The 13,400-nt window shown below is 71.6% G+C and carries 12 protein-coding genes; 11 read left to right on the forward strand and 1 reads right to left on the reverse strand.

Annotation, left to right across the window (positions count from 1 at the left end; all coding sequences use genetic code 11):
• The first annotated feature begins 9 nt into the window (after nucleotides 1–9).
• From ISU10_RS05365 to ISU10_RS05410, 10 genes are all read left to right on the forward strand, one after another.
• The gene (locus ISU10_RS05365; RefSeq protein ID WP_228499639.1) at nucleotides 10–267 is read left to right on the forward strand and encodes a dsRBD fold-containing protein; all 258 of its coding nucleotides are present in this window, start codon (nucleotides 10–12) and stop codon (nucleotides 265–267) included.
• A gap of 60 nt (nucleotides 268–327) precedes the next feature.
• The gene (locus tag ISU10_RS05370; RefSeq protein WP_370864781.1) at nucleotides 328–2,847 is read left to right on the forward strand and encodes a cation-translocating P-type ATPase; all 2,520 of its coding nucleotides are present in this window, start codon (nucleotides 328–330) and stop codon (nucleotides 2,845–2,847) included.
• A complete protein-coding gene (locus tag ISU10_RS05375; protein ID WP_194695344.1) occupies nucleotides 2,847–3,983 on the forward strand; it encodes a lysylphosphatidylglycerol synthase transmembrane domain-containing protein in 1,137 nt (378 codons plus the stop codon). Before ISU10_RS05370 ends, ISU10_RS05375 begins: the two co-directional genes overlap by 1 nt.
• A gap of 317 nt (nucleotides 3,984–4,300) precedes the next feature.
• On the forward strand, nucleotides 4,301–5,320 hold the full coding sequence (gene gap / locus ISU10_RS05380; RefSeq protein ID WP_194695345.1) for a type I glyceraldehyde-3-phosphate dehydrogenase: 1,020 nt from the start codon (nucleotides 4,301–4,303) through the stop codon (nucleotides 5,318–5,320).
• Nucleotides 5,317–5,910 (forward strand): 2-oxoacid:acceptor oxidoreductase family protein, encoded by a 594-nt coding sequence (locus ISU10_RS05385; protein ID WP_194695346.1) that lies wholly within the window; start codon nucleotides 5,317–5,319, stop codon nucleotides 5,908–5,910. The genes gap and ISU10_RS05385 overlap by 4 nt, the downstream gene beginning before the upstream one ends.
• A complete protein-coding gene (gene porA, locus ISU10_RS05390) occupies nucleotides 5,904–7,118 on the forward strand; it encodes a pyruvate ferredoxin oxidoreductase (protein WP_194695347.1) in 1,215 nt (404 codons plus the stop codon). Before ISU10_RS05385 ends, porA begins: the two co-directional genes overlap by 7 nt.
• A complete protein-coding gene (locus ISU10_RS05395; protein ID WP_194695348.1) occupies nucleotides 7,115–8,116 on the forward strand; it encodes a thiamine pyrophosphate-dependent enzyme in 1,002 nt (333 codons plus the stop codon). Before porA ends, ISU10_RS05395 begins: the two co-directional genes overlap by 4 nt.
• Nucleotides 8,113–9,744 carry an NAD(P)-binding protein gene (locus tag ISU10_RS05400; RefSeq protein ID WP_194695349.1) on the forward strand — a complete coding sequence of 544 codons (1,632 nt, stop codon included), beginning with the start codon at nucleotides 8,113–8,115 and terminating at the stop codon, nucleotides 9,742–9,744. The genes ISU10_RS05395 and ISU10_RS05400 overlap by 4 nt, the downstream gene beginning before the upstream one ends.
• 131 nt (nucleotides 9,745–9,875) lie before the next feature.
• The gene (locus tag ISU10_RS05405; protein ID WP_194695350.1) at nucleotides 9,876–10,775 is read left to right on the forward strand and encodes a universal stress protein; all 900 of its coding nucleotides are present in this window, start codon (nucleotides 9,876–9,878) and stop codon (nucleotides 10,773–10,775) included.
• Nucleotides 10,776–10,981: 206 nt separating this feature from the next.
• Entirely contained in the window at nucleotides 10,982–11,356 is a 375-nt protein-coding gene (locus ISU10_RS05410) for a hypothetical protein (protein WP_194695351.1), read from the forward strand.
• Between the two features lie 27 nt (nucleotides 11,357–11,383).
• Here the strand turns inward: ISU10_RS05410 and ISU10_RS05415 are convergent, their stop codons facing one another.
• Nucleotides 11,384–12,412, reverse strand: a complete 1,029-nt coding sequence (locus ISU10_RS05415) for a class I fructose-bisphosphate aldolase (RefSeq protein ID WP_194695352.1) — start codon at nucleotides 12,410–12,412, stop codon at nucleotides 11,384–11,386.
• A 200-nt stretch (nucleotides 12,413–12,612) separates the two neighbouring features.
• Here ISU10_RS05415 and ISU10_RS05420 point away from each other — a divergent pair, with 200 nt between their 5' ends.
• Nucleotides 12,613–13,398 (forward strand): ABC transporter ATP-binding protein, encoded by a 786-nt coding sequence (locus tag ISU10_RS05420; protein ID WP_194695353.1) that lies wholly within the window; start codon nucleotides 12,613–12,615, stop codon nucleotides 13,396–13,398.
• The last annotated feature ends 2 nt before the right edge of the window (nucleotides 13,399–13,400 follow it).

Here is a 13,400-nt window from a genome sequence, read left to right on the forward strand (position 1 = left end):
GAGGACGTCATGGAGATGACCACCACCCGCTGGGACGTGCAGGTGTTCTTGAGCGAGCAGGACGGGACCACGCACGCCGAGGCACGCCTGTTCAGCAGTCGTCGCGACCACCTGTCGGGCACGGGGACCGCGAGGCTCTCGCCCGAGGACCACATGGACGTGGCCGAGATCGGCTACGAGCTGGCCACCGCGCGCGCCCTGGTCGACCTCGGCGAGCGGCTCCAACGCGTAGCGCACGGCGACATCGAGGCACTGGCGCAGTTCTAGACCGACACCGGGCCCGGTCCGACCCGGGCTGACCCGGGCCGACCGGGAGGAGGCAGCGCCGTGACGCGACCAGCAGTCCGCGCCGACGCCGTGGACCGCACGCAGACCAAGGGGCTCACGACGGCGGCTGCTGCGGGCATCCTCGCGCGCCACGGACCCAACCGGCTACCGGTCGAGCATCGACCCCACCTCGCTGCCAGGGTCGGTCACCAGCTGCGCGATCCGATGATCATGATGCTGTGTGCGGCCTGGGTCGTCGTGCTGGCGATCGGCGACCGACAGGACGCGACGATCATCGCCGCGGTCGTCGTCCTCAACACGGTGATCGGTGTGGTGCAGGAGGTCCGCGCCCAACGCGCCGTCGATGCGCTGACCCGACTGGCCTCGCCGCGCGCCCACGTGCTTCGAGACGACGTCGTGGTGGAGGTGGAGGCGGTCGACGTCGTGCCGGGCGACCTGGTCCGCCTCGAGGCGGGCGATGTCGTACCGGCCGATCTGCTGGTCGTCGACTCGTCCGCACTCCAGGTCGACGAGTCGGCGATGACGGGTGAGTCCGTGCCGGTCGATCGCGCCGTGGCCGACGAGGTGCTGGCCGGCACCGTGGTGAGCCGCGGGCGCGGATGGGGTGTCGTCGTGCGGACCGGTCCCGACAGCGGACTCGGTCGGATCGCGGCACTGGTGGCCTCCGCCGCCCCCCGTCCGACTCCGTTGCAGCGGAGACTGTCCGTTCTGTCGCGCCAGCTCGTCGTGGTGACAGCCGTGCTGTGCGCCGTCGTGGCGGTACTCAGCGTCCTGCGCGGTTCGTCGTACGTCGACGCCGCCGTCCTCGCGGTGAGCCTGGGAGTCGCGGCCATCCCGGAGTCCCTGCCAGCCGTGGTGACCGTCGCCCTCGCCCTGGGGGCACACCGGATGGCCGGTCGCTCGGCAGTGGTGCGCTCGCTGCCGGCGGTGGAGACGCTCGGCTCGGTCACCGTGCTGGCCTCGGACAAGACCGGCACCCTGACCAAGGGGGTGCTCGTAGCGCGACGTCTGTGGACGCCCGAGGGGACCTGCACCGTCTCGGGCGACGCCCACAACGTCCACGGCGAGGTCGTCGGCTCTCCGCTCGCGGAGAAGGGCGCGGCGCGGCTGCTGCGCGACGCCGTGCTGTGCAACGACGCCACGTTGGGGGTGCGCGACCAGGGCGCCTGGCTGGCCGTCGGAGACCCCTTCGACGTCGCCCTGCTGGTCGCGGCCGCCAAGCAGGGCTTGACCGCCGAGGTGCTGGCCCGTCGCTGGACCCGGGTGGAGGGAGTTCCGTTCGACGAGGCGAGCCGCCTGATGCGGACCGTCCACCGCGACGAGCACGGCGTTCTCCTCGAGGTGTGGAAGGGAGCACCCGAGACGGTGCTGGACCTGCTTCCTCCAGGGCCCGACGTCGCGGCGGCGCGAGCCGAGGCGGAGTCCCTGGCGGCACAGGGCTATCGCGTCCTGGCCGTCGCCGAGAGCGGCACCTGGGTCGGCCTCGTCGGCGTGGTGGACCCGCCACACCCGGACGCCCGCGCGGTGGTGGACGCGTGCCGCGCTGCGGGGGTGCGGATCGTGATGATCACCGGCGACCATCCGGGGACGGCCCGCGCGATCGCCACGTCGGTAGGCATCCTCCGCGACGGGGGCGAGGTCTGTGACGGGGACGCAGTGGCTCGCGGCGAGCACGCGGCGCGCGTCGAGTCGGTCGACGTCTACGCGCGCACCCGACCGGAGCAGAAGGTCAGCATCGTCGAGGCCTGGCAGGCCCACGGTGACGTCGTCGCCATGACGGGCGACGGCGTCAACGACGCCCCGGCGCTCCGGCGCGCCGACATCGGCGTGGCCATGGGTGGACGTGGTACCGAGGTGGCCCGACAGTCCGCCGACCTGGTGCTCGTCGACGACAACCTCGAGACCCTCCTGGTGGCGATCGGCGAGGGTCGCCGCGTCCATGCCAACATCCGGACGTTCCTTCGCTACGGCCTCGCGGGTGGGCTCGCGGAGATGCTGGTGATCCTCCTCGCGCCGCTGCTCGGCATGCCGCTGCCGCTGACGCCGGCGATGATCCTGTGGGTCAACATGGTCACCCACGGGGTGCCCGGTGTGGCCTTCGGCGCCGAGCCGCTGGACCCCGATCTGATGCGTCGCCCCTCGCCCTCGCCCCTGCGCTCGATCCTCGACCGCACGTTGAGCAGGCAGATCGTCACGGCGGGCCTGATGACCGCAGCGGTCTCCCTGACCGTCGGCTGGCTGGCCTACCGCTCGGACGGACCGATCCAGACCGTCGTGTTCTTGACCCTGGGACTGGGCCAGCTCGGCGTCGCGCTCGCGCTGCGCGCCCCGCGTAGCAAGGGCTCCTGGCGCGAGCGGGGACTCGAGCTGGCGGTGTTGGGGGCGGGCGTCTGCCAGGTCGCGGGCGTCCTGGTGCCCTGGCTGCGCGACCTGCTCGGCACCGAGCCCCTCTCGGGCCGGTACTTGGTGGCGCTGCTGGCTGCGGCGAGTCTGCCCGGCCTGCTCGTGGCCGCGGGGCGTGTCGTCGGGCGACGACGGGGCGGCCGTGAGGTCCTCTGATGAGCGTCCGGCCGGACATCCGACATCGCACGTCGAGATCAGCGCGGTGGGCCAGCCTCGGGGTCGCTCCGCTGGCGCGCTGGGTCCGCACGGTCGGCGCCTTGGTGCTGACGATCGCAGCGGTCGAGTACGGCCTCGTCCCGCGGATCGTCCAGGCCAAGGCGGAGCTCTCCCTGCTCCATGACGTGTCTCCCGGGCTGCTCGTCGCCGCCCTGCTCCTCGAGGCCTGCTCGCTGCTCGCCTACACCGGGATGACGCAGCAGCTACTGAGCCCGGGACCGGCGCTGCCATGGGGCACCCAGCTGAGGATCGACCTCACCGGCTACGGCATGAGCCACGTGCTGCCCGGAGGCGGCGCGACCGCAGCGGCGCTGCGCTACCGGCTGATGGTGCTGCGCGGCATCCCGAGGGCGGCCACGCTCTCCCTCACCGCGGTGGAGGCCGTGATGGCGGCCCTGGGTCTGGTGGTCGTCTGGCTGCTCGGGAGCGTGGCCAGCCTGCCGCGGACCGGGATCACCGCGGCGACGGTCGGGCTGGTCGTGCTGTGTCTGCTCGCGGTCCTGGTCGTCCACCGGCTGGGCACCGGTGGTGCCGAGCTCGACGTGGTCGCGCGGTGGTTGCGACGCCTTCCGAGCGGCCTTCGCCAGCGCGTGACAACAACGCTGACCCGGTCTCGAGCCGCGGTGGCCGACACACCGTCGGTCTGGCGGGCCGTGACGTGGAGCACCGCCAACTGGCTGCTCGACGCTGTGTGTCTGTGGCTCTGCCTGTCGGCCTACGGCGCCGTGCTGCCGCTCGAGCTCGTCCTGCTGGCGTACGGCGTCGCGTCGGCGGTGGGCCTGCTGCCGGTGACACCGGGTGGCATCGGCGTGATCGAGGCGGTCCTGGTGCCCGGGCTCATCGCCGCCGGGGCACCTGCCGGCCCGGCCCTCCTGGGCGTGCTGACCTGGCGGCTGTGCCAGTTCTGGCTGCCGATACCGGTCGCTGCCGTCTGCTGGGCGAGCCTGGCGCACGTACGCAAGGCACCGGGGGAGTCAGGAAGGGGAGGTCAAGCGGCTGGTGAGCACAGCGCGCACCACCTGCTCGCAGACTTCGAGACGGCGCGGGGCGGGGATCCGGCCCACCGCCCCGATTGACCGCTCGGCGCGGAAGACCACGGCAAGCACCTGTCCGGGCGGCAACGAGCCGGCGTACTCGAAGGTCAGCCGGTCGGCCAGGTCGCGGACGCCGGCACGAGACGAAGCGGTCATCGCGCGCGCTCCTTCCGTGAGGTGCGACGAGACTGCCGGAGTCGGTCGTCCAGGGGTAGAGGAAAAGGTCCCGAGGGGATCCGGCGGGACGTTCGTCACCCCGTCGTGGGGACCTCCCGCCCTGCCGCTCGCCCGGCGACCTGCCCAGGGTGGAGGTAGGCCGTCCGCGACCGAGAGCGACGGCGGGAACAGGAGGCTGCACGATGATCAGGATCGGTATCAACGGGCTCGGGCGGGTCGGTCGGACGCTGCTGCGCCAGGCCGTGCTCAGCGACGATGTCCAGGTCGTGGGCGTCAACGACGTAGCGGACATCCGCATGCTGCGGACCCTCCTGCGCCGCGACAGCACCTTCGGACCGTTCCCCGTCGAGATCGAGATCGGCGACGACGCGCTGGTCATCGACGGGCACAAGATCCCGGTCTTCCGCGCCGCGACTCCGGCCGAGCTGCCCTGGGGCGAGCTCGCCGTCGACGTCGCCGTGGAGTGCACCGGCAAGTTCAAGTCGGCAGAGACGGCCGGCGGTCACCTCGAGGCCGGCGCCCGCAAGGTCGTCATCTCGGCTCCCGGCAAGGACGTCGACGCCACCTTCGTGATGGGTGTCAACGACGACGGCTACCAGCCCGGTCACCACGACGTCGTGTCCAACGCGTCGTGCACGACGAACTGCGTGGCGCCGATGGTCAAGGTCCTGCATGAGGCGTTCGGGGTCGAGCACGGCTTCATGAGCACGGTCCACGCCTATACCGGCGACCAGAACCTGCTCGACGCACCCCACAAGGACCCCCGGAGGGCGCGGTCCGCGGCTGTGAACATCGTGCCCACCACGACGGGCGCTGCGAAGGCCGTCGGCGAGGTGCTGCCGGCGCTCGCCGGTCGCCTCGACGGTGTCGCCCTCCGCGTGCCCGTCGTCGACGGCTCACTGGTCGACCTGGCCGTCCTGCTGGACCGCGAGGTGACCGTGGCCGAGGTCAACGCCGCCTTCGAGGCCGCGGCTGCCACGCCCCAGCTGCGCGGCCGGTTGCGCTACGAGGACGAACCCTTCGTCTCGGTGGACGTGATCGGCGACTCGGCCTCGTGCGTCTTCGACTCCTCGCTCACGCAGACCGCGGGTCGGTTCGTGAAGGTGTTCGGCTGGTACGACAACGAGTGGGGCTACACCGCCCGGCTCCTCGAGCTGACGCGCCTGGTGGGCACTCACCAGAGCACGCCGAGCGGGTCATGAAGCTGGACGTGCGGATCCACGGCCGTGGCGGCCAAGGCGTCGTCACGGCCGCCGAGCTGCTGTCGGTGGCCGCCTTCGAGCAAGGGCTGCACGCGCAGGCACTGCCCAGCTTCGGGTCGGAGCGCACGGGCGCACCGGTCACCGCCAGCTGCCGGATCTCAGACCTCCCGATCAGGTCGCACGACCCGATCAGCCAACCCGACCTCCTCGTGGTCCAGGACCTGACCCTCCTGCGCGACCCGGTCGTGATGGCCGGCCTGCCCGAAGACGGGACGGTGGTCGTGAACACCAACCGGGACCTGGCAGATCTCGTGCACGGGGGCCTGGTGGTCGGCCCGGCGCAGCGATGGGTGACCATCCCCGCCAACGACCTGTCGCGCCAGCTGCTCGGGCGTCCCGTGCCCAACACCGCGCTTGTCGGAGCGGTCGCGGGCATGACGGACCTGCTCTCCCCGGAGGCTGTCGCCACGGCGATCCGGCGGCGCTTCGCCGGCCTGGGCGAGGAGATCGCCGAGGCCAACGTGAGGTTGGCCGAGCAGGCGCGCGACCTCGTGATGACGACCACGGCAGGCGGGGACGTCCGATGCTGAGACAGGTCGAGGGATCGCGGGCCGTTGCCGAGACGGTGGCCCGCTGTCGCCCGCACGTCGTGGCGGCGTACCCGATCTCTCCTCAGACCCACATCGTGGAGGCGCTGTCCGAGCTCGTGGGCTCGGGCGACCTGACTGCGTGCGAGTACCTCACGGTCGAGTCGGAGTTCGGTGCGCTCTCGGCGTGCATCGGAGCATCCGCGGCCGGCGCACGCGCCTACACGGCGACCGCCAGCCAGGGCATCTTGTTCATGGCCGAGGCGTTGCCCAACGCGTCGGGGCTCGGGCTGCCCATGGTGATGACGGTCGCCAACCGGGCGTTGGGCGCCCCGATCAACATTTGGAACGACCACTCCGACGCCCTGTCCCAACGCGACGCCGGGTGGCTGATGCTCTTCGCCTCGTCCAACCAGGAGGCTGTCGATCTGCACGTGCAGGCCTTCGCCCTGGCCGAGCGGCTCTCGCTGCCGGTGATGGTGTGCATGGACGGCTTCGTCCTGACTCACGCGGTCGAGGAGATCGACGTGCCGGGCCAAGACGAGGTCGACGCGTTCCTCCCGCCGTTTCGGGCACGCCAGTGGCTCGATCCCGACGAACCCGTCACGATCGGCGCGATGGTGGGCCCGGAGGCTTTCACCGAGGTCAAGTACCTGATGGCACACCGCCAGCTGCGCGCCCTCGACGACGTGAGCCAGGTCGCCCGCGACTTCGCCGCGGCCTTCGGCCGCGACTCGGGCGGTCTCCTGCGTCCCTACCGCACCGCCGATGCCGACGTGGTCGTCGTCGCCCTCGGCTCGGTGCTCGGCTCGCTCGCCGATGTGGTCGACGAGCTGCGCGACGAGGGGTTGGCAGTCGGCGCCCTCGGAGTGACCTGCTATCGACCTTGGCCGCTCGACGAGGTGCGCCGCGCGCTGCGCGAGGTCCCCCGCGTGGTCGTCCTCAACCGCGCCTTCGCGGTGGGCTCGGGCAGCATCCTGGGCCAGGACGTACGCCTGTCGGTCCCGGCGGCGACGAAGGTCCACGACGTCGTCCTCGGGCTGGGAGGCCGGCCCCTGACCCACGACGTGCTCAGGCGCCTGGTACTCGACGTCGTCGCCGGCCAGGTGGGCAGCGACACGCTCACGTTCTACGACCTCGACCACCAGCGGGTCGCCACCGAGCTCGCACGCGAGCTCGCCGACGTACCCTCCGCCGGAGGCGCGTCATGAGCACCACTCCTCTCAAGCTCTACCAGGTCGGCACGTTCGCCGCCGGCAACCGTCTGCTGGACCCCGACGAGCGGACGGTGCAGTCATCGACGCAGCGCGCGAGCTCGATCACCTCCGGCCACCGGGCGTGCCGGGGCTGCGGGGAGGCCTTGGCCGCCCGCGTGGTGATGGACGCCGCGATGCGCGCTGCCGGGGGGCGCCTGGTGACGGTGAACGCCACCGGTTGCCTCGAGGTCTTCTCGACCCCCTTCCCCGAGTCCGCCTGGCAGGTCCCGTGGCTGCACTCGCTGTTCGGCAACGCGGCGGCCGTGGCATCGGGCGTCGCGGCCGCGATGCGGGCGACGGGCCGAGACGACGTCCGCGTGCTCGCGCAGGCAGGCGACGGCGGCACCGTCGACATCGGCCTGGGTTGCCTGTCGGGGATGTTCGAGCGCAACGACGACGTGCTCTTCGTCTGCTACGACAACCAGGGGTACATGAACACCGGCGTGCAGCGCTCGGGGGCCACGCCAGCAGGTGCCAGCACCGCCAACACCCGACCCATGGGGGCGGGCATCGGCAACGCGTTCGGCACCGGGAAGAGCCTGCCGCGCATCGCGATGGCTCACGAGATCCCCTACGTCGCCACGGCGACCATCGCCGACCTGCACGACCTCGAGGCCAAGGTGGAGGCCGCCATGGCGCTGCACGGTGCTCGCTACCTGCACGTCCTCGTCCCTTGTCCTCTCGGGTGGGGCTCCGACCCCAGCGACACCGTGAGGGTGGCCCGGTTGGCGACCCAGAGCGGCCTGTTCCCGGTCTTCGAGGCAGAGCACGGCACCGTCACTCGCGTGGCCCGAATCCGCCGCCGCGTGCCGGTGGAGGAGTACCTGCGCCTCCAGGCCCGATTCCGCCACCTGTTCGGCGAGCCCGGGCGTCCAGACGTCGTCGCAGCGCTGCAGGCACAGGCCGATCGCGACATCGCCCGGTTCGGCCTGGATCCTGAGGAGGAGTCATGAAGCTGCCGTTCGCCGTGACGTTGGGCCCGGGCTCGAGCCTCGCCGACCACACGGGTGCTTGGCGCACCGAGCGCGCCGTCTACGTGGAGCGCACGGCGCCCTGCGGCAATGCCTGTCCCGCTGGCGAGGACGTGCGTAGCTGGCTGTACGACGCAGAGAGCGGCGGCGCCGGGTACGAGACCGCGTGGCGCCGGATCATGGAGACCAACCCGTTCCCCGCCGTCTGTGGACGGGTCTGCTACCACCCGTGCGAGACGGCGTGCAACCGCGGCCACCTCGACGAGGCGGTCGGGATCAACTCCGTCGAGCGGTTCCTCGGTGACGAGGCGCTGGCCCACGGTTGGACGATCGACAGCGCGGCTGTCCCCACCGGCAGGCGTGTGCTCGTCGTCGGGTCCGGGCCGGCCGGGCTGTCCGCTGCCTACCACCTGGCCCGGCGGGGCCACGCTGTCACGGTGCGAGAGTCCGCGCCGGTCGTCGGCGGCATGATGCGCTACGGGATCCCGCGCTACCGGCTGCCCCGTGAGGTGCTCGATGCCGAGATCAAGCGCGTGCTCGACCTCGGCGTCACCGTCGAGGTGGACACACCCGTCACCGACCTCGACGCGGTGATGGCCGACGAGGGCTGGGATGCGGCCTTCCTCGCCGTCGGGGCCCAGCTCGGTCACCGCACGTACCTGCCGGCAGCCTCCGCCGCACGAGTGCTGGATGCCGTGTCGCTGTTGCACGGGCTCGAGGACGGCGAGCGGCCGCTGCTCGGCCGCAGGGTCGCGGTCTATGGCGGCGGCAACACCGCCATCGACGCCGCGCGGACCGCCCGGCGGCTGGGCGCCTCCGACGCGGTGGTCGTCTACCGGCGCACCCGCGAGCGGATGCCGGCCCATGCCGACGAGGTCGCGGACGCCGAGGAGGAAGGCGTGGTCTTCCACTGGCTCTCGACCATCGAGCGTGTCGAGCACGACGGTCTGGTCATCGAGCAGATGGAGCTGGACGAGGACGGCTTCCCGCAGCCCACCGGACGCACCGAGAGACTGTCGGCCGACAGCGTCGTGCTGGCCCTGGGCCAGGACACCGACCTGTCCTTCCTGGGGAAGGCATCCGCGCTCCAGGTCCACGGCGGCTCCATCGACACCGACCCCGCGTTCGCCACGACCCGCCCTGGCGTCTTCGCCGGCGGAGACGTGGTCGCGGGGGAGCGGTCGGTGACGATCGCCATCGGTCACGGCCGTCGCGCGGCTGAGAGCATCGACGACTGGCTGTCGGGCCGGCACCCCGCACCGGCTCCGGCGGTCGACCTGGCGCCGTACGAGGCTCTCAACACGTGGTACTTCGAGGACGCGGACCGCACCCACCGCGCGCGCCTGGAGCTCGCCCGACGCAGCTCCACCTTCGACGAGATCGTGCACGGGCTCGACGGCGACACGGCGCTGTACGAGGCTCGCCGCTGCCTGTCGTGCGGGAGCTGCTTCTCGTGCGACAACTGCTATGCGATGTGCCCGGACGATGCCGTCATCAAGCTGGGGCCGCCGGGGGAGTACGTCATCGACCTCGACTACTGCAAGGGGTGCGGCCTGTGTGTCCAGGAGTGCCCTGCAGGTGCGATCACCATGGTGCCCGAGGAGACCTGACCGGCGACCCGGGCCCGTCGGGAGACACGTGATGACCGGGCCGTTGGTCCTTCAAGGGGGACCCCTTCGGCTCTGCTCCCGTCGCGTGGCAACGGCGAGGCTGGAGGTGGAAGTCGAGAAGGGAGCACAAGATGAACATGCAGCCCGATGGCGCCATCGTCGTGGGCGTCGCCGAGTCCGTCTTCAACGGATGGGCCCTGCGCTGGGCGGCCGAGCAGGCACGTCTCGAGGGCCGTGCGCTCACTCTCGCGAACGCAGCCGGGCCGGTGGCGGGAACGTGGAGTGAGCACGGCATGGACGCGCTGCCCCATTCCTCCGAGATGCTGCGCGAGCACGGTGAGGCCCTGCTGGCCCGGGCCCGGGAGGTAGTCGAGAAGGCCGCGCCGGAAGTCGAGATCCGTGAGGTCTTCGAGATCATCGACCCCACGACCCTCCTCACCCAGCTCTCCACCACCGCCCACCTCCTGGTGCTCGGATCCCGGGGTCGTCGTCCGGTGCGCAGTCATCTGCTGGGCTCCGTGGGCCTGGCCGTCGTGCGCCACGCCTCCTGCCCCGTCGTCGTGCACCGCCCCGGCGACCAGCCGGGATCCGTGCACCGCGGCGTGGTCGTCGCAGCCGACGCCACCGAGCAGTCGAGGCCCGTCTTGGCCTTCGCGTTCCGCGAGGCCAGCCTGCGCAGGCTGCCGTTGAAGGCTGTGCACTACGTCTACGACGTGCGGTCCACGCTCGTGGGCGCGCCTTTGTCGAGCATCATGAGCGAGGACACCGAGCAACACGAGGTCGCGCTCTCCGAGTCCCTCGCGGGCTTGCGTGAGGACTTCCCGGATGTGCCCGTCAGCGTCGACATGCTGCCCGGCCTGCTTCCTGAGCAGGGTCTGACCGAGCTCAGCCAGAACGCCGACCTCCTCGTCGTGGGGACCCACCACCGCGGCATCCTGAGCCGGATGCTGGGCGGGTCGGTGTCGCAGGCGGTGCTGGAGCACGCTTCCGGTCCGGTCGCTGTCGTACCGACCTCGTGGGTGGGCGACTGAGCCCCTGAGCGAGAGTCGTGGCGCGGCCGCTGGTGGCGCGATCCACAGTGCGCTCGGCTGAGCCCGAAAGTGCCGCGGGCCCATGGTCCTCCGACGGGAGGGCCATGGGCCCTTACGCGTGCCCCGCGTGGCGCGGAGCCTGGGAGGGTCCGAAGAGTCGCCCGCAGGCCCATAGGGGGATCGGACCCGAGCCCCGAGGAGGAGCCATGATCGCCGCAGCATTTCTCATCGTCCTGATCGTGCTTGTCGCCACGGTCGCTGTCGCAGGCGGCTTGCGCCGCGTGGTGCGCGACGAGGCCGCTGTCGAGAGGCGACTGCTGGCACCTGGCACGCCCACCTTGCGCTATGCCGTCCCGGCGGGCGTCGACGCGGCCAACCTCCGGGCGGCAGTCGCGCGCGCCGGCTTCACGGCGATCGTGGGCACGACCGACACCCGGCAGTGCCTCCAGGTGGAGTGCTCGGAGGGAGATCGCGCGCGTCTTCGGCGTCAGATCGAGGATGCGCACGAGAGCGCGTACGACGGCACCGAGCTGGACCTGCGGCCCGTGGTCTTCGAGGACGAGAAGCCCTCTGCTGCCTGAGGCCGACCCGTTCGGGCCGGCGAGGCTTCAGGCCGAAGAGGCCTCCATCTCCGGCCGGTAGCTGCCGTACCTCGCGGCCCCGTTGAGCGCTGCCCGGTTGACCAGCGCTGCCTGCGCTGCGGCGCGGTTGGCGTCCTCGCCGGCCCACGCACGCAGTACCGGTCCCTGCAGCGCACGCCCGAACGAGAAGCTGAGCTCCCAGGGCTGCGGGGGGTGACGGTTGATGGCGTCCAGCCGCGAGGTGGCCTGCTCGTCGGTCTGGCCGCCGGAGAGGAAGACGATGCCGGGTACAGCGGCCGGCACCGCGCGCCGGAGCACCTCCAGGGTCCTGACCGCGACCGCCTCGTCGTCGGCCTGGTCGGGAGAGTCCGTGCCGGCGAGCACCATGTTGGGCTTGAGCAAGGTGGCCTCGAGCCGTACCCGGTGTCGCGCCAGGTGGTCGTAGACCGCCCGCAGCACGTCCGCCGTGACCTCCGCGCAGCGTTCGACGCTGTGGGTGCCGTCCATCAGCACCTCGGGCTCGACGATCGGGACCAGGCCCGCCTCCTGCGCGAGAGCGGCGTACCGGGCCAGCGCGTGCGCGTTCGCCTCGATGCAGGTGGCGGTCGGCCTGTTGTCCCCGATCCGGAGGACCGCGCGCCACTTGGCGAACCGGGCTCCGAGGGAGACGTACTCCTCCATCCGGCCACGCAGGCCGTCCAGACCGTCGGTGACCACCTCGTCGGCGAACCCCGCGAGGGGCTTGGTGCCGGCGTCGACCTTGATGCCCGGGACGATCCCCGCTGCGCTGAGGACCTCGGCGAAGGGCCGCCCGTCGTCGCAGCGCTGACGGATGGTCTCGTCGAAGAGGATGACGCCGCTGATGTAGTCCCCGAGTCCCTCGGTGGTGAACAGGAGCTCGCGGTAGGCCCGCCGCGTCGGCTCCGTCGACTCCACCCCGATGCCGGCCAGTCGCTTGGCCATCGTGGGCGTGCTCTCGTCCGCGGCGAGGATGCCCTTGCCGGACGCCACCAGAGCCTGTGCGGTGTGCTCCATCGAGTGCTGGGTCGTGGTCATGGTCGCTCCTCGGCGTCGTTGGGACACGTGAGGTGTCCCTCTCGCTGATCGTGCCCCGGTCTGGAGGCACCGCGCCCCGGCCGGAGGTCCCGACCGTTCGGGACGATCGACCGCCAGCGCGGCGAACCCATGTCGTTGGTCCGCCACCTCGGGCACTTCGTCCCTGTCGACGTCCGGGTGTCGTGACAAAGGCTGAGGTCATGACCACCTCACGTCGTGGGCTGCCGCCCGCCATCGAAGAGGCTCCCGTGCAGGTTGCGCCGGTGCTCGCGGCCAGCGCGCAGCACGCGGGCAAGGTCTACGGCAGCGGGGAGACCGCGGTCACTGCGCTCGACGACGTGTCCCTCGACCTGCCATCAGGCCAGTTCACGGCCATCATGGGGCCGTCGGGCTCGGGCAAGTCGACCCTCATGCACTGTCTGGCGGGCCTGGACACGCTCACGAGCGGTCAGGCACTGGTGGGTGGGACGGACCTGGCCACCTTGAGCGACAGGGAACGCACGATCCTGCGCCGGGACCGGCTGGGCTTCGTGTTCCAGGCCTTCAACCTGCTCCCGACCCTCACCGCCGAGGAGAACATCACCCTGCCCGTCGACCTGGCCGGCCGCAGCCCGGAGCAGGGATGGCTGGACATCGTCGTGGCGAAGCTGAACCTGGCCGACCGGCTCAGGCACCGCCCCGCGGAGCTCTCGGGAGGCCAGCAGCAGCGGGTCGCCGTGGCCCGGGCACTGATCACGCGTCCTGACGTGGTCTTCGCCGACGAGCCGACAGGGGCTCTGGACCGCAAGGCCGGGATCGAGCTGCTGCGCTTCCTGCGGTCCGTCGTGGACGACCTGGGCCAGACGGTCGTGATGGTCACCCACGACCCGGGTGCAGCGGCCTATGCCGACCGGGTGGTGTTCCTCGTCGACGGCCGGATCGTCGAGCAGATCGGTGACCCGACCCGCGAACGGATCCTCGAGATCATGGGTCGGCTGGGCGACTGACC

It is taken from the genome of Nocardioides agariphilus (genome assembly GCF_015352445.1).
Classification (GTDB): Bacteria; Actinomycetota; Actinomycetes; order Propionibacteriales; family Nocardioidaceae; genus Nocardioides; species Nocardioides agariphilus.